Annotated in this window: 14 protein-coding genes and 1 pseudogene; 6 read left to right on the top strand and 9 right to left on the bottom strand. The window is 70.5% G+C overall.

The features are described 5' to 3' along the window. Nucleotide 1: 1 nt before the first annotated feature. Nucleotides 2-1,135 carry a glycosyltransferase gene (locus FEZ32_RS00500; RefSeq protein ID WP_138679639.1) on the top strand — a complete coding sequence of 378 codons (1,134 nt, stop codon included), beginning with the start codon at nt 2-4 and terminating at the stop codon, nt 1,133-1,135. 121 nt (nt 1,136-1,256) lie between these two features. After that, a pseudogene (locus tag FEZ32_RS00495) lies at nt 1,257-1,853 on the top strand (DedA family protein); the annotation flags it as partial. A gap of 221 nt (nt 1,854-2,074) precedes the next feature. Here the strand turns inward: FEZ32_RS00495 and FEZ32_RS00490 are convergent. From FEZ32_RS00490 to sucB, 7 genes are all read right to left on the bottom strand, one after another. Beyond that, entirely contained in the window at nt 2,075-3,886 is a 1,812-nt protein-coding gene (locus FEZ32_RS00490; protein WP_097799125.1) for an ABC-F family ATP-binding cassette domain-containing protein, read from the bottom strand. Between the two features lie 6 nt (nt 3,887-3,892). Further along, nucleotides 3,893-4,660, bottom strand: a complete 768-nt coding sequence (locus FEZ32_RS00485) for a DUF4191 domain-containing protein (RefSeq protein WP_138679638.1) — start codon at nt 4,658-4,660, stop codon at nt 3,893-3,895. A gap of 116 nt (nt 4,661-4,776) precedes the next feature. Next, nucleotides 4,777-5,769 (bottom strand): lipoyl synthase, encoded by a 993-nt coding sequence (lipA, locus tag FEZ32_RS00480; protein ID WP_138679637.1) that lies wholly within the window; start codon nt 5,767-5,769, stop codon nt 4,777-4,779. 203 nt (nt 5,770-5,972) lie between these two features. Then, nucleotides 5,973-8,186 (bottom strand): heavy metal translocating P-type ATPase, encoded by a 2,214-nt coding sequence (locus tag FEZ32_RS00475; protein WP_028702780.1) that lies wholly within the window; start codon nt 8,184-8,186, stop codon nt 5,973-5,975. After that, a complete protein-coding gene (locus FEZ32_RS00470; protein WP_138680798.1) occupies nt 8,183-10,183 on the bottom strand; it encodes a cytochrome c oxidase assembly protein in 2,001 nt (666 codons plus the stop codon). Before FEZ32_RS00470 ends, FEZ32_RS00475 begins: the two co-directional genes overlap by 4 nt. Nucleotides 10,184-10,311: 128 nt before the next feature. Beyond that, entirely contained in the window at nt 10,312-11,127 is an 816-nt protein-coding gene (gene lipB, locus FEZ32_RS00465) for a lipoyl(octanoyl) transferase LipB (RefSeq protein WP_138679636.1), read from the bottom strand. A gap of 96 nt (nt 11,128-11,223) precedes the next feature. Continuing rightward, nucleotides 11,224-13,020 carry a 2-oxoglutarate dehydrogenase, E2 component, dihydrolipoamide succinyltransferase gene (gene sucB / locus FEZ32_RS00460; protein ID WP_138679635.1) on the bottom strand — a complete coding sequence of 599 codons (1,797 nt, stop codon included), beginning with the start codon at nt 13,018-13,020 and terminating at the stop codon, nt 11,224-11,226. 71 nt (nt 13,021-13,091) lie between these two features. On the opposite strand from sucB, the gene FEZ32_RS00455 reads away from it, so the two are divergent. Then, entirely contained in the window at nt 13,092-13,457 is a 366-nt protein-coding gene (locus tag FEZ32_RS00455) for a hypothetical protein (protein WP_097799121.1), read from the top strand. A gap of 60 nt (nt 13,458-13,517) precedes the next feature. Here FEZ32_RS00455 and FEZ32_RS00450 read toward each other — a convergent pair whose 3' ends face one another. Both FEZ32_RS00450 and FEZ32_RS00445 read right to left on the bottom strand, forming a co-directional pair. Continuing rightward, the gene (locus FEZ32_RS00450; RefSeq protein ID WP_097799120.1) at nt 13,518-13,736 is read right to left on the bottom strand and encodes a hypothetical protein; all 219 of its coding nucleotides are present in this window, start codon (nt 13,734-13,736) and stop codon (nt 13,518-13,520) included. A gap of 30 nt (nt 13,737-13,766) precedes the next feature. Then, nucleotides 13,767-14,459 (bottom strand): DUF3043 domain-containing protein, encoded by a 693-nt coding sequence (locus tag FEZ32_RS00445; protein WP_138679634.1) that lies wholly within the window; start codon nt 14,457-14,459, stop codon nt 13,767-13,769. 272 nt (nt 14,460-14,731) lie between these two features. Between FEZ32_RS00445 and FEZ32_RS00440 the strand changes: the two genes are divergently transcribed. Genes FEZ32_RS00440 through FEZ32_RS00430 form a run of 3 tightly spaced genes read left to right on the top strand, consistent with a single transcriptional unit; the run spans nt 14,732 to nt 16,718 of the window. After that, nucleotides 14,732-15,490 carry a PspA/IM30 family protein gene (locus tag FEZ32_RS00440; RefSeq protein ID WP_097799118.1) on the top strand — a complete coding sequence of 253 codons (759 nt, stop codon included), beginning with the start codon at nt 14,732-14,734 and terminating at the stop codon, nt 15,488-15,490. Continuing rightward, the gene (pspAA, locus tag FEZ32_RS00435) at nt 15,487-15,777 is read left to right on the top strand and encodes a PspA-associated protein PspAA (protein WP_097799117.1); all 291 of its coding nucleotides are present in this window, start codon (nt 15,487-15,489) and stop codon (nt 15,775-15,777) included. Before FEZ32_RS00440 ends, pspAA begins: the two co-directional genes overlap by 4 nt. Beyond that, nucleotides 15,774-16,718: a glycerate kinase gene (locus tag FEZ32_RS00430; protein WP_138679633.1), complete on the top strand. Its 945-nt coding sequence runs from the start codon at nt 15,774-15,776 to the stop codon at nt 16,716-16,718. Before pspAA ends, FEZ32_RS00430 begins: the two co-directional genes overlap by 4 nt. Nucleotides 16,719-16,763: the final 45 nt, after the last annotated feature.

Below are 16,763 nucleotides of genomic sequence, written 5' to 3'. Positions count from 1 at the left end.
GATGTTCGTTCTTGTGGTGAGCCGAGGGGCCCCCTCGGACTCGGACCCGCTGCGCGGGATCTTCGAGCTCGATCAGGCCAGGGCGCTGCAGGACGCCGGCTGCCGCGTCGTCCTCGCCGCCCTCGACGTGCGATCGGTGCGGCACCGTCGTCCGATGGGGGGCCACGTGACCAGCATCGACGGGATCGACACCGTCCGGCTCGATCTCCCGCTCGGCAGGATGCCGGCCCGACTCGACCACGCCGCCCACGCCAGAGCGATGAAGCGGCTGTGGACGGCCGTCGTCCAGCGGTTCGGAACCCCCGACGTCGTCCACGCCCACTTCGCCCGCTACGCCGCCGCCCTGGTGCGGGCCGGTCTGCCGGGCGGGGGAGTGCCGCTGGTGGTCACCGAGCACGACTCCCAGCTGCGCCCCGGAGCCACCAGCCGGTTGCGTGCCGAGGACTGCCGGGTGGCCTACGGGGCCGCGGACCGGGTGCTGGCGGTCTCTGGAGCCCTGGCCCGGATCCTGGTCGACGAGTACGCCACCAATGTCGAGGTGGTCCCCGATGTCGTCGACGTCGACCTGTTCGCCCGGGCCGCGGCCCACCAGCACCGAGACCTCAACACCCTGGTGAGCGTCGGAAGTCTCATCGAGCGCAAGGGGATGGTCGAGCTGTGCCGCACCGTCATCGCCTCGGCGCAGACCTTCCCCCACCTGAGACTGCGGATCATCGGCGACGGGCCGCTGCACGCCGACCTGCAGACTCTCCTGGCGGACCAGGATCCCGACCACCGGATCACCCTGCTGGGGCGCACGGACCGGGCCCGGGTGGCCCGGGAGGTGGCCGGCGCCGGAGGATTCGTGATGTTCTCCCGGTGGGAGACCTTCGGGGTGGCCTATGCCGAGGCGCTGGCCGCCGGCACCCCGGTGCTCGCCACCCCCTGCGGCGGTCCCGAGGGGTTCATCGGCCCCGACGCCGGGCTGGTCACCCGCGGGTTCGAGGCCGGGGATCTGCGCGCCGGCCTCACCGACTTCGTGGAGCGGCTGGCCGGTTTCGACGCCGAGCAGATCGCCCGCGGTGCCCGGGACCGGTTCTCACCTCAGGCGCTGGCCGCCACCCTGCAGCGGATCTACCGGGAACTCATCGGGTAGCGGTCCGGGCCGGCGGCCGGCGACGACCGGTCCCAGGTCGGCACCTCGGTGGCACGCACGCCGCCAGAACCCGGAACCCAGGTCTGACCCGCCGGGGCCCGTGGCGTGGAAGACTTGAGGGGTGCATCTGGCAGTCTGGTTCTCAGCGATCAACACGTTGATCGAGCAGCACGCCGGTGAACCCTGGGTGCTGTTGGCACTGTTCGCCTTCTGCACCATCGACGGATTCTTCCCGCCGGTTCCCTCCGAGTCCCTGGTGGTGGGGCTGGCCGCGGTCGGCCAGCCGCCATGGTGGATGCTGCTGCCGGTGGCGGCCGCGGCTGCGGTCGCCGGAGACAACATCGCCTACTGGGCCGGACGCAAGCTGGGCACCACCCGCGTGATGACGGGAGGTCCCAAGCGCCAGAAGATGGTCGCCTGGTCCCGACATCAGCTGCGCCGACGCGGCCCGCTGTGCATCCTGGTGGCCCGTTACATCCCGGCGGGTCGGGTGGTCGTCAATGCGATGGCCGGTGCGACCCGGTTCAGCTACAAGGTCTTCCTCGCCGTGGACATCATCGCCGGGATCGCCTGGGCGGGGTACGCGGTGCTCATCGGCGCCGGCGCCTCCAGCCTGATCGGCGACAATCATCTGCTGGCGATGGGCATCGGGGTGGTCGGCGCGATCGTCATCGGCGCCATCCTGGACCAGGTCCTCAGGCGCCTGATGCCGACCCCCGCCCACCTGCACGACGATCTCGACGAGTCGGCCCAGGAGACGGGGTCGGCTGAGGGTGAGGAGTCGGTCGGGGTGTCGCGGTCGGCACGGGAGTCGGATGCTCCGGCGAGCCCGGCCAGCCCGTCCGAGCAGTCGGCAGGGTCGGTCCGGGGGTCGCAGAGGCAGGAGACGGCCGACGATCCGGTGGGTCAGGACTCCCCGGTACTGTGATCAGGCTGTGATCAGGCGCCCTCGATGAGTTCCCCGGCGCTCAACCAGGCGTCCTCGAGCTCGGCGAGGCGGTCCTCGAGTCCGCCGGCCTGGGCCTGCAGGTCGTTGAGGGCCTGGAAGTCGGTGGCGACCTCGGCCATCTGCTGATGGATCTGGTCCAGATCGCGCTGGGTCTTCGACATCTGACCCTCCAGCCGGGCGAGATCCTTGCGGGCCTGCCGCAGCTCGGCCGATGAGGGTCCGGGCGTCGCCGTCTCGGCGGCGCTCCCGACCCGCTGGGACTTGGGGGAGTCGACCCGGCGCTCCCGGCGGGCTGCCAGGTACTGGTCGACGCCGCCGGGCAGCAGCACGCAGGAGCCGTCCCCCATCAGGGCGTAGGTGACGTCGCAGACCCGTTCCAGGAAGTAGCGGTCGTGGGAGACCACGATGAGGGTTCCGGCCCAGCCGTCGAGATAGTCCTCGACGACCCTCAGGGTGTCGATGTCCAGGTCATTGGTGGGCTCGTCGAGAAGCAGCACGTTCGGCTCCTCGATGAGCAGCCGCAGCAGTTGCAGACGGCGTCTCTCCCCGCCCGACAGGTCGCCGACCCGGGTCACCAGTCGCTGCCCGGTGAACCCGAAGTCCTCCAGCAGGTTGGTGGCACTGGCCTCCTCGCCGGTGGCCAGCATGGTCTCCTGGCGCAGCCTCTGGACCGACTCCAGAACCCTCTCCTGACCGGCCTCGGTGCCGGGGTCGAGCTCGTGGACCTCCTGGGTGAGATGGGCGATGCGCAGCGTCTTGCCCCTCTTCACCCGACCCGAGGTGGGGGAGAGGCGGTCGTCCAGCAGATTGAGCAGGGTGGACTTGCCGGCCCCGTTGACGCCGACCAGGCCGATCCGCTCGCCGGGACCGATGGACCAGGTGAGGTGGTTCAGCAGGGTGCGACCGTCGGGCAGGGTGAGGGTGACATCCTTCAGGTCGAAGACGTCCTTGCCCAGTCGGGTGGCCGAGAACCGGGCCAGCTCGAGCTTGTCGCGGGGGTCGGGGACGTCGGCGATGAGGGCGTTGGCGGCCTCGATGCGGAACTTGGGCTTGGAGCTGCGGGCGGGTGCTCCGCGACGCAGCCAGGCCAGTTCCTTGCGCACCAGGTTCTGGCGACGGGCCTCGTTGCTGGCCGCCTGACGGGAGCGTTCGGCCCGCGCCAGGGTGTAGGCGGCGTAGCCGCCGTCGTAGGCGTCGACGGTGGCGTCGTGGACCTCCCAGATGTGGTTGCAGACCTCGTCGAGGAACCACCGGTCGTGGGAGACGATGAGCATCGCCACACCGCGTGACTGCAGGTGCTTCAGGTGTTCGGCCAGCCAGGAGACCGCCTCGACGTCGAGGTGGTTGGTGGGCTCGTCGAGCACCAGCAGGTCGTGGCCGGCCAGCATCAGGGCGACCAGCATCACCCGGCGGCGCTCCCCGCCGGACAGGTCGACCATCAGGGAGTCCAGATCGATGTCGGCGAGCATCTGCTCGACGATCGGTCGGGCCTGCGGGTCGGAGGCCCAGACGTGGTCGGGCTGTCCGCCGACGACGATGTCGCGCACCGTCTGGTCGGGGCCGGGCTGTCCGGCCTGGGCCAGCACGCCGATCGACACCGATCCGGTGCGGGTCACCGTCCCGGTGTCGGGCTCGACCGAGCCGGTGAGCAGGCCGAGCAGGGTGGACTTGCCGTCACCGTTGCGGCCGACCACGCCGATGACGTCGCCGCGGGACAGACCCAGTGACAGGTCGTCGAGGAGAATTCTGGTGCCGAAGGTCTTGGAGACGTGTTCGGCGTTGACGAGGTTGGTCGCTGCCACCAGCTCTCAGCGACCCCGCATGGCGCTGCGGGCGCCCTTGGAGGAGGTCGGCATCGGGCCCTTGGGCATCGGCAGGCGCGGACGCATGGCGTCCAGGGCGCGCAGTCGGGACTTGATCTCGGCGATCTGGGCGGCGTTGAGGGTCTTCGGCAGCTTGCGGATCTTGGTGCTGAGCTGCTCGAGGGGGACCTGGTCCTTGCCATCGCCCATCACGAAGGTGATCACCGGGACGCCGAAGGCGACCTGCTCGTGGCGGTGCTTCTCCGAGGCGAGCAGCTGGCGGACGCCGTTGCCGGAGCCCTCGGCGACCAGGACCAGTCCGCCGGGGCCCAGGGCGCGGTGGATGACGTCCTGGTGGCGGTTGATGGCGATCACCGGGGTGGCCGACCAGGTCTTCTTGTCCAGCTGGGACAGCGCGACCTCGGCGGATCCGGGCTGACCCTTGAACCGCGCGTACATCGAACGGCGGGCACGGCGGCTGAACAGCCACATCGCGCCGGCGGCACCGGCGAAGATGCCGACAATCAGGTAGATCCACCACGGCTTGACGAACAGGCCGATCACCACGAAGACGATCAGCGGGACCAGGAAGCCGCCGAGGGACCACCACAGGACGGCCGGATCGGTGGTCCGGGTCATCTTGTAGGTCTCGACGAGCTGCTTCCAGGTGCCCCAGTCCCTGGGGTTGTCGGAGTTCTTGCGACGCTCCTTGGCGGCCTTGGCCTCGGCCTTCTGCTTGGCAGCGAGCTCCTTGGCGGCCTGGCTCTTCGGCATTGTGACGACTCCCGTGCGGTTCAACGTTGCTGGATCCGACCGTGCACCGGGCACGATCACAAGCGGTGACCCAGTCTACCTGCACCGGTGGCCGTCGACGAACGGCCGGTGGCCGGTCAGGACCTGGCGGCGAAGGGGGCCGGTCCCGAACCGTCCCGGTAGCCGGTGACGATGGTCACCGGTGTCTCGCCGCGGGCGGCCATCGCCTGTCGGTAGAGGCGCCCGGCCCGGTAGGAGGAGCGCACCAGGGGTCCGCTCATGACGCCGACGAAACCGATCTCCTCGGCCTCCTCCGCCAGCTCGTCGAACTCCTGGGGGGTGACCCACCGGTCGATCGGGTGCAGGTGGGCGTTGGGACGCAGGTACTGGGTGATGGTGAGCAGGTCGGTGTGGGCCTCGTGCAGGGCCCTCATCGCCTCGGAGATCTCCTCGCGGGTCTCTCCCATCCCGAGGATGAGGTTGGACTTGGTGACCATGCCGTGCTCGTGGGCCCGGGTCAGCACGTCGAGGGACCGCTGGTAGCGGAAGGCCGGGCGGATCCGCTTGAACAGCCGGGGGACCGTCTCCAGGTTGTGGCCGAAGACCTCGGGGCCGGCCTCGAAGACCTGGTCGAGCAGTTCGGGGCGGCCCGAGAAATCCTGGGCGAGCATCTCGACGCCGACCCCCGGGTTGAGGGAGTGGACCTGACGGACCGTCTCGGCGCACAGCCAGGCTCCCTCGTCGGGCAGGTCGTCGCGGCAGACACTGGTGATGGTGGCGTAGCGCAGGCCCATCTGGCGCACCGACTCGGCGACCCGGCGGGGCTCGTCGGTGTCGTACCCGTCGGGCTTCTCGGAGGCGATCTGGCAGAAGTCGCAGCGCCGGGTGCACTTGTCCCCGCCGATCAGGAAGGTGGCCTCGCGGTCCTCCCAGCACTCGAAGATGTTGGGGCAGCCGGCCTCCTGACAGACCGTGTGCAGGTCCGTGTCGTGCATCCGTCGGCGCATGTCCCGGTACTCGGGGCCCATGGTGGCCTTGGTTCGGATCCACCGGGGCTTGTCCTCGATCGGGGTCTGTGCGTTCCTCACCTCGACGCGCAGAAGGCGACGTCCATCAGCTTCGACACTCATGACCGTGAGTCTATCGGGGGGTGGTAGGACGGCCAGCGGGCGTGGTGGCCGGCGCGGCGGACCGGGGATGCGGGGACTGGTCGCTACGAGGGGTAGCGAGCGCAGCGGGCGTGGTGGCCGGCGCGGCGGACCGGGGGTGCGGGGACTGGTCGCTACGAGGGGTAGCGAGCGCAGTGAGCGAAGGGGGGTCGTCCCCCTTCTGACTACTCGAACGACTTGAGTCGCAGCGAGTTGGTGACCACCAGCAGGCTCGACAGGCTCATCGCCAGCCCGGAGATCAGCGGGTTCAACAGTCCGGCGGCGGCGATCGGGATGGCGGCGATGTTGTAGACGAAGGCCCACACCAGGTTGCCGCGGATGGTGCGCAGGGTCTTGCGGGCCAACCGGATGGCGTCGGGGACGACCCCCAGGTGGCGTCGCACGCAGATGATGTCGGCGCTGCGCATCGCGATGTCGGTCCCGGTGACCATCGCCAGGCCCAGATCGGCGCTGGCCAGGGCGGCGGCGTCGTTGATCCCGTCGCCGACCATCGCGACCCGGTGGCCCTGCTCCCGAAGTCTCTCGATGACGGCCGCCTTCTCGGTGGGAATCACCTCGGCGAGCACCTCGTCACAGCCCAGTGCGCGGCCCGCCCGGTCGCCGGCCGCCCGGGTGTCGCCGGTCAGCAGCACGGTGCGAAGGCCCATCCTGTGCAGTTCGGCGACCACCTCGGGGCCCTCCGGCCTGAGGGTGTCGGCCAGCGCCATCACCGCGACCACCCGCTGGTCGATCCCGATCGCCACCGGGGTGGCCCCGTGGGACACCGCGGTCTGCAGGGCGTCGGAGGCGCCGGCCGGTGTCTCCAGCCCGTTCTCGGTGATCATGGCCGGGTTGCCCAGGATCACCCGGTGGCCCTCCACGGTGCCGCGCAGTCCGCGCCCGGCCACCGTCTCCAGATCCGTGCAGGAGGGCGGCCGGTCGGTCACCCCACGGTCGCGGGCCGCGGCCAGCACGGCGCCGGCGATCGGGTGCGTGGAACCGGCCTCCAGGGCCGCGGCCAGGCGCATCGCCTGGTCGAGATCGACGGCGGGACCGGCGGCGGTCAGCGAGGTCACCGTCATGGTGCCGGTCGTGACGGTTCCGGTCTTGTCCAGGACGACGGTGTCGATCCGGCCGGAGGCCTCCAGGGCGTCGGGTCCCTTGATGAGGATGCCGAGCTGGCCGCCCCGGCCCACCCCGACCATCAGGGCGGTGGGGGTGGCCAGACCCAGGGCGCAGGGGCAGGCGATGATGAGCACCGACAGCCCCGCCGACATCGCGTGCCGCAGTCCGCCGCCGGTCAGCCACCAGGCGCCGAAGGTGACGACGACCACGCCGAGGACCACCGGCACGAAGACCTGGACGACCCGGTCGACGAGCTTCTGGACGTTGGCCTTGCGGGCCTGGGCCTGCTCGGCCATCGTCGCCATCTGGGACAGCTGGGAGTGGGACCCGACGGCGGTGGCGCGGATCACGATGCGGCCGGTGAGGCTGACGGTGCCGCCGAGGACCGCGGTCCCGCGGGTCGCCTCGACCGGCATCGCCTCACCGGTCATCATCGCGGTGTCGATCCCCGAGGAGCCCTCGACGACCTCGCCGTCGGCAGCGACGGTCTCCCCGGCCAGGGTGACGAAGAGGTCGCCGCGGTGCAGATCGGAGATCGGCACGACGGTCTCGACGCCGTCGACGAGGAGCCGGGCCCGGGTGGCCGCCAGCCGGCCCAGGGCGGTGAGCACGGAGCGGGCCGAGCGTTTCGCCCGGGCCTCGAAGTAGCGGCCGGCCAGCAGGAAGCAGGTGACCCCGGCGGCGACGTCCAGGTAGAGGGTGTCCGCCCCGGCCGGGGTGATCCCGTAGCCCAGCCAGTAGCCCTCGTGGTCGGAGGCGCCGATGGCGATCGAGACCACCGACCAGGTGAAGGAGGACAGCACCCCCAGGGAGACCAGGGTGTCCATCGAGGTGGTTCCGTGGCGCAGGTTCGACCACATCGCCCGGTGGAACGGTCCGGCGCACCAGACCACTACCGGCAGGGCCAACGCCACCAGCAGCCAGTCCCAGCCGGGGAACCGCAGCTGGGGGGCCAGGGCGAGCACCAGGCCGATGTCCATCAGGGGCATGGTGAGCAGCACCGCGACCACCAGACGCCGGCGCAGCGCGGTGATCCGGCGGGTGGTCTGGATGACCGGGTCGACCTGGCCGACCGGGGCCGCGCTGTAACCGGCCCGCTCCACGGCGGTGACCGCCGTGGCCAGGTCGAGGCCGGTCACCACGGCCTGCTCGGTGGCGTAGTTCACACTGGCCCGGACGCCGTCGATCCGCGACAGCCTCTTCTCGATCTGGGTGGCGCAGGCCGAGCAGGTCATCCCGCCGATCTGGAGTTGCAGAGCCTCCGTCGAGGTCATCGACGGTGCCTGTTCTGCTCGCGGATCCGCTCGATCCGCTCCTCGTTGGCGCGGGCGGCGTCCTCGCCGGCCATCTGCGCCAGCATGTCGTTGTAGGCGCTCAGGGAGGCCTCCAGGCCGCCCTCGTCCTCGGCGGCGTCGATCCGGTGCTGGTCCCGCCTGTCGGCGAGGAACCACTGCACGCACAGCGCGATGAGGACGACGCCCATCGGCGGCTCCCCGGTGGCCCAGGTGATCTGGCCGCCCAGGTTCTGGTTGGCGGCCAGATCGCCCACCCACGGCACCGACAGGGTCCGGTAGTAGTCGGCGCCGATGATCTGGCTGGCGCCCATCACGATGACGGCGAAGAAGGAGTGGAAGGGCATCGCGGTGATAATGAATCCCAGCCGGCCGATGTGGGGCAGCGAGGCCGGCAGCTCGTCGAGCCCGATGACGTACTGGAAGAGCAGCAGTCCGGCGGCCAGGAAGTGCAGCAGCATCCACTGGTGGCCCCAGTGGTAGCGCATCAGCAGGCCGAACACCGGGGTGAAGTAGACCGCGTAGAAGCTGGCGATGAACACCGCCCATCCGGTGAAGGGTCCGAACAGGATCCGGGTCGGACGCCAGTGCAGCAGACTCTCCAGGCACTCGCGCGGGCCCATCAGCCCGGTCCCCGGCGTCTCTGACGCCTCCGGAGCTGCCTGCGCCTCCGGTCCTGCCGGCGTCTGCTGCGTCGTCGAATCGCTTGCATCCGACCCGGCGGGCACCGGGTGGGAGGTCAGCACCTCGCGCAGCAGGGTGATCGGCGCCCCCATCACCAGCAGGGCCGGCACCAGCATGTTGAACATCATGTGGACCAACATGTGCCAGCTGAAGGTGATCGAGGAGTACTGCCACAGTCCGGCGCTGGCCAGATAACCGACCACCACCCAGCCGGCCACCCAGGCGGCGATCCGGCCGGGGAACCAGCTGCCACCCAGCCGGCGCACCCGGCGGACCGCCAGCAGGTAGCCGGCGATCCCGGACAGGGCCAGGAACAGCATCAGCAGGTTCGGGCGTCCCGGCAGCATCAGGGAACCGACGGTGGGCGCGCCGGGCAGCGGGTAGCCGAGGTAGTTCACCACGGTGGTCTGGGGCACCAGGTAGCGCGGCGGGATGAGCTGTGAGGAGGACCCGGTGACCACCAGGACGACGGCCACCAGGATCCCCATCGTCCGGGTCCGGGTGCGCCACCCGGTGCACGCCATCGCCAGCCACAGCGCCACCGCGACCAGCAGCACCAGACGGGCGATGCCCCACCGGGAGGAGGCCACGGCGGTGCCCGCCAGGCCCTGCCAGGTGACCACCAGCTGTCCCGCCAGGCCGACCCCCAGACACACCACCATGGGTGCCCGGACGCGCGCCAGCCGGGCCGCCGAGCCGGCCGGGTGGCCGAGCAGGCAGGCGAGGCAGGACGCCGAGGCGATCACCATCGCCACCGCGGAGACGGCCCCGGCATCGGTGGAGAAGTCGTGGTTCAGGCCCACCGACACCGATCCGGTGACCGTCACCGGCAGTGCGGAGGCGATCACCGCCAGGGCGGTCAGCAGCAGCCCGCCCGCGGTGCGGCACAGCAGGCAGACCAGGGAGGTCACCAGGCCCACCACCGCCATCACGAACCAGGCCATCACCGAGGGGGTCGAGGTGAGATGGGTGGGCAGATCGCCCAGGACGGTGGCGGTCGGAAGCCCGGAGGAGTCGGCTGCCTCCAGCGGCACCATCAACAGGGCCGCGATGGTCCAGGCCTGGCTGCACCGCCAGGCCGCGCGCCCGACCCGTCGCCGCGGGTCGTCTGGGGACCGCTGAGGGCCCAGGACGGTGGCGAGCAGCAGCTGGGCCAGGGTGAGGATCATCGCCGTCCATGCCGCGGTGGCGACCATGGTGTGCAGCACGGAGGTGGCCAGATCGGGGTTCTCGCGGCCCAGCAGTCGCGGCTCCAGCCGCCTCAGGGACCCGATCAGACCGGATGCCGCCGCCATCGCCACGACAACCGGGGCGAGCCACAGGCGCCTCGGCGCGACCCGCCCGTCGGAAGCGGGAACACCCTCAGAGGCCACGACGTCTCCTCGATCTGCTGAACTGGACCTCATCGAACTGTACGTCGCCCTCAGTCGATCGGATGGAGGAAGGCCGGATGGGAGCGCCGGGGGATGTCGGGGCTCATCCGGTAGGGGCGGAAGGCCATCATCTCGGTGAGGATCGGCTCCAGACTCCGGGCGACCTCCACCAGACCGGGGACGCGGGCCTCGGGTCCGTGGACCCCGCGCAACTCCCTGGCCATCGTGGTGACATCGGCGTCGGCGATCCCGCACGGGATGATGTTGTCGAACCCGGTGGTCTGCGGGTCGATGTTGAGGGCGAACCCGTGCATCGCGGTCTGCCTGGAGACCCGGATCCCGATGGCGCAGATCTTGCGCTCGGGTCCGGTGCCGTCGGAGGGGAACCAGACGCCGGTGCGTCCGGGGACCCGCCCGGCGTGGAGGTCGTAGCCGGCCAGCAGCCGGATGATCGACTCCTCGACCCGGCGGACGTAGTCGACGACGCCGATCCCGCGCTGGAGGAAGACGATCGGGTAGCCGACCAGCTGGCCCGGGCCGTGCCAGGTGATCTCCCCGCCGCGGTCGACCGGCACCACCGGTGTGCCGTCGAAGGGATAGGCCTGCGGACGGGTGCGCCGACCGGCGGTGTACACCGGGTCGTGCTCCACGTAGATCACCGTGTCGGGGATCTCGTGGGCCGACACCCGGGCGTGCACCCGGCGCTGGTGGTCCCAGCACCAGCGGTACTCGGTGCGGACCGGCGGGACCTCGGCGATGCCCAGGTACTCGAACTCCAGACCCTCGGGATGGGGCACCCAGCCCCTCGGGGAGACGCCGCCGTGGACCTGCGGAGTCTGTGGTTGTGAGGTCGCCTGTTGTGTCACGCAGTCACCATATACACCGATCCCCTCCGCTGCGCGGACCCGTGTCGGGGCCCGTGCAGGGGAGGGGATGAGTCGGCCGGCTGAGCGGGGGAGGGCTCAGAACTCGCCCCCGAAGTCGCCCTCCTCCAGGCGGTTCTTGACGCCGGTGAGGAAGCGGGCGGCGACCGCTCCGTCGATCAGACGGTGGTCGTAGCTCAGCGAGATGTACATCATGTCGCGGATCGCGATGGTGTCCTCGCCGAACTCATTGGTGACCACCACCGGGCGCTTCACCAGGGCCCCGGTGCCGAGGATGGCGACCTCCGGCTGGTTGACGATCGGGGTGTCGAACAGAGCCCCGGCCGAACCGTAGTTGGTGATGGTGAAGGTGCCGCCGGCCAACTCGTCGGGAGTCACCTTGTTGTCGCGGGTCCGGGCCGCCAGATCGCCGATCTGATGGGCCAGCCCGGCGATGTTGAGATCGCCGGCGTTCTTGATCACCGGGACCAGCAGGCCCCTGGGGGTGTCCACCGCGATACCGACGTTCTCGCTGGCGCCGTACTCGATCGTCCCGGCCTCGGTGTCGATCCGCGCGTTGAACTTGGGGTTCTGCTTGAGGGCCTCGACGATCGCCTTGGTGATGAAGGGCAGGTAGGACAGGCCCACTCCCTCGCGCGCCTTGAAGGCGGCCTTCTCGGCCTTGCGGATCCGCGAGATCGCGGTCATGTCGACCTCGACGGTGGCCGTCAACTGGGCCGAGACGCGCAGCGAGTCGACCATCCGGGAGGCGATCACCTTGCGCAGCCGGCTCATCTTCTCGGTCGTGCCGCGCAGTGCTGCCGCCTCCGCCGAGACCTCCTGGGAGGCCGCCCTGGCCGACGACGAGGCCGGCGCGGGGGACTGGGCGGGTGCCGGAACGGGAGTGGGGGCCTTGGCCTTCTCCGCGGCGTCGAGGACGTCCTGCTTGCGGATCCGCCCGCCGACGCCGGTTCCGGTGAGGGAGCCGAGGTCGATGCCGTTCTCCTTGGCGAGCTTGCGGACCAGCGGGGTGACGTAGACGTCAGAGGAGGAGCTGGTGGCCCTCGGCGCCACGGCATTGCTGCCGGCCGACGGGGGGGCCGTCGGAGAGGGGGCCGAGGGAGCAGCCGGCGCGGGTGCCGGGGCCGCCGGTGCTGCGGGTGCCGGGGCGGGTGTGGCCGGGGCTGCCGGGGCGGGTGTGGCCGGGGCTGCCGGTGCGGGTGGTGGGGTGGGCTCGGAACTGGGGGGTTCGGGGGTGGCCGCGGGTGCGGGGGCTGGGGCGCTGTCGGGGTTTCCGATGACGGCCAGGACCGATCCGACGGCGGCGTCCTCGTCCTCGCGGACGCGGATCTCCAGGAGGGTTCCGGAGACGGGTGAGGGGACCTCGGTGTCGACCTTGTCGGTGGAGACCTCAAGGAGGGGTTCGTCTGCCTCGACGGTGTCGCCGACGGCCTTGAGCCAACGGGAGACGGTTCCCTCGGTGACGGACTCACCGAGCGCCGGGAGGGTGACCTCGGTGCCCTTCGACGGAGCTGCCGGGGCCTGCGGTGCTGCGGGTGCCGGGGCGGGTGTGGCCGGGGCTGCCGGTGCGGGTGGTGGGGTGGGCTCGGAACTGGGGGGTTCGGGGGTGGCCGCGGGTGCGGGGGCTGGGGCGCTGTCGGGGTCTCCGATGACGGCCAGGACCGATCCGACGGCGGCGTCCTCGTCCTCGCGGACGCGGATCTCCAGGAGGGTTCCGGAGACGGGTGAGGGGACCTCGGTGTCGACCTTGTCGGTGGAGACCTCAAGGAGGGGTTCGTCTGCCTCGACGGTGTCGCCGACGGCCTTGAGCCAACGGGAGACGGTTCCCTCGGTGACGGACTCACCGAGCGCTGGGAGGGTGACTTCGGTCGACATGAGGTGGAGCTCCTTTGCAAGCCGCTACGTGTGAGTTTCAGCCTAGCCCGGGCTGTCGTAATGTGCATGCAGTGACAGGATCGACCCGGAACCGATCATCGCGAACCGCCGCCGATGGTGGTCGCAGCTGGTGGCGCGTCTGCCTGGATGCCGCAGTGGTTGCTGTCGGGGTGGTCATCCTGGTCTGGGGGACCGTCGTGCTGGCCCATCCCACGCTCACCTGCCGCGGGGTCGAGATGGGCCCGGGGGACGTCTGCCACAAGTCCAGCTACACCTCGCTGCGGACCGACACCGTCCAGAGCTACGAGCAGCGACGCCGGGCGGTCGCGCAGTCGCGCCCCACCGTCATCGCCCTGGGGGCAGTGGTGACGGTCTTCGGCGCCGGAATGCTCACTCGGCGGTTGCGCCGACCCGAGCCCCCAGCCCCCAAGCAGTGACTCTCAGCCCCCAGGAAGGGGCCCTTCAGCCCTCAGAAGGTAACCCTCAAGCAGAGGCGCTCAGCCCTCGGCCAGGGACATCGGGGAGCGGACCGGATTGCCGTCTTCGGCGAGGGTGACGGCGTCCACCCCCTCCTCCGAGAGGTCCTCCCAGACCTCGGAGAACCAGGCGTCCGCCTCGTCGGCGGTCTCGAAGGTCTGGCTGGCACCCAGCTCGGCCAGCGCCTCGGCCGAGGCGGGGGTGGGACGGGGGACTGACAGGATCCACGCGAAGCTCATGGCACCCGAGCCTAGCCGGGAGTGCGTCTGTCAGGCCTTCTTGCGGGAGGCGGGGGCCACCCGGGGGGCCGGGTTGCGCCACCGGCGCGGCGTCATCGCACGGTTGTTCATGTAGCTCAGCATCCCCTTGCGCGAGGTCTCGGGATACTCGGAGATGAGCTGACGGCGGATCGGACGCCACAGTCGCCAGGCATCCACCGCCCAGCCGACCATCACGGCCAGCATCAGCACGGTCATCAGGTTCACCACCACGATGGCTTTCGGGAAGATCGTGATGATGATGAACCACAGGATCATCACGCCCAGGAAGATCGGCATGATGAACTCGCTGAAGGTCCGGCGGGAGTCGATGTAGTCGCGGATGAGGATCCGCTCCGGCTTCTTCTCCATGTTCTCCAGACCGGTGATCCGGGCCTGGCGCCTGGCGTCCCGGTCGCGTCGGCGCAGTTCCCGCCGCGACAGGTTGGGGTGAAGACGCGCCATTCTCGCCGCCTCGGCCTCGGCGCGGCTCGGGGTCGGACCGCTCTTGCGCTGCGGTCCGCGACGCCGGGTCACGACCGTCTGACCGTTGGCGTCCAGACCCTTGTCACCCTGGCCCTTGGCGACCTGGTTGTCAGCGTCCCGGCCGGGTTCGGAGGCCCTCGGGGAGTGTTCTGCCGTGTCCCGGTCGGAGGCCTTGGCGGTCTCGGTCTGGCCCTGCTGGTACGGGCGGAAGAGTCCCACGCTGCGTCCTTGATCCGATATGTCCACCCCCATGCTCCTGGGGGCACTCCTTGGTGAAGGAGGCTCGGACAGTCTAGAAGATCCTGCCAAGATCGGTTTCCGGGCCCGGACTGGTCCCCCGAATTCGGGCCCACAGGGTGATTGACGGCGTCTCGGGCGGACATCTTGACCCGGGGACCGTAGTCTTGAGGGCGTCACCGGGACCGTAGGCGGTCGCGGGATGTCCGTGCCGCGGTCGCGGCCGAACCGAACGGAAGGATCCGACACCACCCATGGCTGGAATTTTCGAGCGATTCTCGATGATCTTCCGCTCCAAGGCCAACAAGGCCCTGGACAAGGTGGAAGATCCGCGCGAGACGCTGGACTACTCGTATCAGAAACAGCTCGAGATGCTTCAGAAGGTGCGCCGCGGCGTCGCCGATGTCGCCACGAGCCGCAAACGCGTCGAGCTGCAGGCCAACCAGCTCAACAGTGAGATCGACAAGATGCAGCGGTCGGCCCAGCGTGCGCTGGAGCAGGGTCGCGAGGATCTGGCCCGCGAGGCGCTCACCCGCAAGGCGGGCCTGCAGTCCCAGTTCGACGATCTCCAGGCCCAGCACGCCCAGCTGCAGGGCGAGGAGGAGAAGCTGATCCGCGGCTCCCAGCGGCTGCAGGCCAGGGTCGACGCCTTCCGCACCAAGAAGGAGACCATCAAGGCCAGCTACTCCGCCGCCGAGGCCCAGACCCGCATCAATGAGGCCTTCACCGGCCTCAGCGAGGAGATGGGCGACGTCGGGATGGCCATTCAGCGCGCCGAGGACAAGACCCTTGAGCTCCAGGCCCGCGCCGGTGCCGTCGATGAACTCATCTCCGCCGGGGCGATCGACGACCCCACCGACATGCACAAGGACGACATCACCCGCGAGCTGGACGCCCTGTCGGCCGACTCCTCGGTCGAGCAGGAGCTCTCGGCGATGAAGGCCCAGCTGACGGGCGGTTCATCCGCCCGTCCGGAGCTGGGTCAGGGTGAGGACGGGAAGGACCAGAGATGATCATCCGCATCATGGGAGAGGGTCAGTGGGATGTTCCCGACTCGGTCCTCCATGAGCTCAACGGGATCGACTCTCAGGTCGAGCACGCCGTCGCCACCGGCTCCCAGGATGAGCTCACCACGGCCCTCACCCACCTCGTGACGACCTTGCGCACGCAGGGCCACCAGGTTCCCGACGACCAGATCCTCGACTCCGACCTCATCGTCCCCGATGAGACGGCGACCGTGGAGGAGGTCTCCCAGCTGCTCGCGGGCAATGGATCGGGAGACGGCCTGATCCCCGGGTGAGAGTTCTCGTCGCGACCGGATCCTGGCAGTCCCAGGACTCACCGGCCGGACTCGACTCGGCACAGGTCGGAGCGGCACTGGCGCGGGCCTGGGCCCGACTGGGAGATGAGGCGGCCGTCCTCCCGGTGGCTCCGGCCGGGCAGGGCTTCGCCGACTGCCTGAACCGTCTCACCGGCAGCAGGCCGCTCAGTCCGCGGTGGCCGGACGCCGGCGAGGACCGCTGGACGGCCTCATCGGCACCTTTGGGGGAGTTACTCCGGTCGGCGCTGGAGAGCTGGGCCCCGGTCCGGCCCCCGGTTCTGGAGCTCGCCTCGGCCCCGTGGCGCGACGGCGGCCACGGAATGATGGACGCTCTCGGCCCGATGGCGTCACGGCTGTCCGGGATGACCCTGGTCACCTCGGTCGAGGAGGCCGATCGCCAGCTCACCGGACTGCGCGGGCTTGTCTCCACCGAGGCCCGCTCCGAGGGGATGGACCCGGCACGGATGCTCCGGCTCGACCAGGTGCTGTGCGACTGGGCCGCCGAGCTCACCGGTGCCCCCCAGGCCGGCACCGCCCCGGGATCCGGGGCGGCCGGCGGGGTCGGAATGGCAGTTTCCGCTCTGGGCGGAGAGGTCACCACCGGTTCCCGATTCCTCCTCGAGGCGGCCGCAGCGGAGCAGAGCGCCGCCACCGCCGACCTCATCGTCACCGGCGTCCGCCACCTCGACGCGATGAGCCTGACCGGCGAGGTGATCTCCACCGTGACCGGTCTGGCCGGTCGCGCGGGGGTCCCGGTGATCGCCATGGCGGCCACCAACGAGGTGTCCGAGCGGGAACTGCGGGCCTCCGGACTGGAGGCGGCCCTGGCCCTGGAACCCGGCACCGAACCGGTCGGCCGGTCCGGCGCCGCCGCGATCACCGACCTCGCCGTTCCGGTGGCGCGCACCTGGCACTGGTGAGTGGTTCGCCCGGGACGCGTTGGGCGGGCTCTGGGGGCACCTCCT

It is taken from the genome of Acidipropionibacterium jensenii, from assembly GCF_005890135.1.
In the GTDB taxonomy this organism is placed as follows: Bacteria; Actinomycetota; Actinomycetes; order Propionibacteriales; family Propionibacteriaceae; genus Acidipropionibacterium; species Acidipropionibacterium jensenii.
Note: the sequence above shows the minus strand (reverse complement) of the source record. Positions and strands in the feature narration are given on the sequence as shown.

Bases quoted from the DNA above. Each gene is read 5' to 3' on its own strand.
- FEZ32_RS00500 (WP_138679639.1), top strand. From the start codon at position 2: ATGTTCGTTCTTGTGGTGAGCCGAGGGGCCCCCTCGGACTCGGACCCG.
- FEZ32_RS00485 (WP_138679638.1), bottom strand. From the start codon at position 4,660: ATGCCGAAGAGCCAGGCCGCCAAGGAGCTCGCTGCCAAGCAGAAGGCC.
- lipA (WP_138679637.1), bottom strand. From the start codon at position 5,769: ATGAGTGTCGAAGCTGATGGACGTCGCCTTCTGCGCGTCGAGGTGAGG.
- FEZ32_RS00475 (WP_028702780.1), bottom strand. From the start codon at position 8,186: ATGACCTCGACGGAGGCTCTGCAACTCCAGATCGGCGGGATGACCTGC.
- FEZ32_RS00470 (WP_138680798.1), bottom strand. From the start codon at position 10,183: ATGGCGGCGGCATCCGGTCTGATCGGGTCCCTGAGGCGGCTGGAGCCG.
- sucB (WP_138679635.1), bottom strand. From the start codon at position 13,020: ATGTCGACCGAAGTCACCCTCCCAGCGCTCGGTGAGTCCGTCACCGAG.
- FEZ32_RS00450 (WP_097799120.1), bottom strand. From the start codon at position 13,736: ATGAGCTTCGCGTGGATCCTGTCAGTCCCCCGTCCCACCCCCGCCTCG.
- FEZ32_RS00440 (WP_097799118.1), top strand. From the start codon at position 14,732: ATGGCTGGAATTTTCGAGCGATTCTCGATGATCTTCCGCTCCAAGGCC.
- pspAA (WP_097799117.1), top strand. From the start codon at position 15,487: ATGATCATCCGCATCATGGGAGAGGGTCAGTGGGATGTTCCCGACTCG.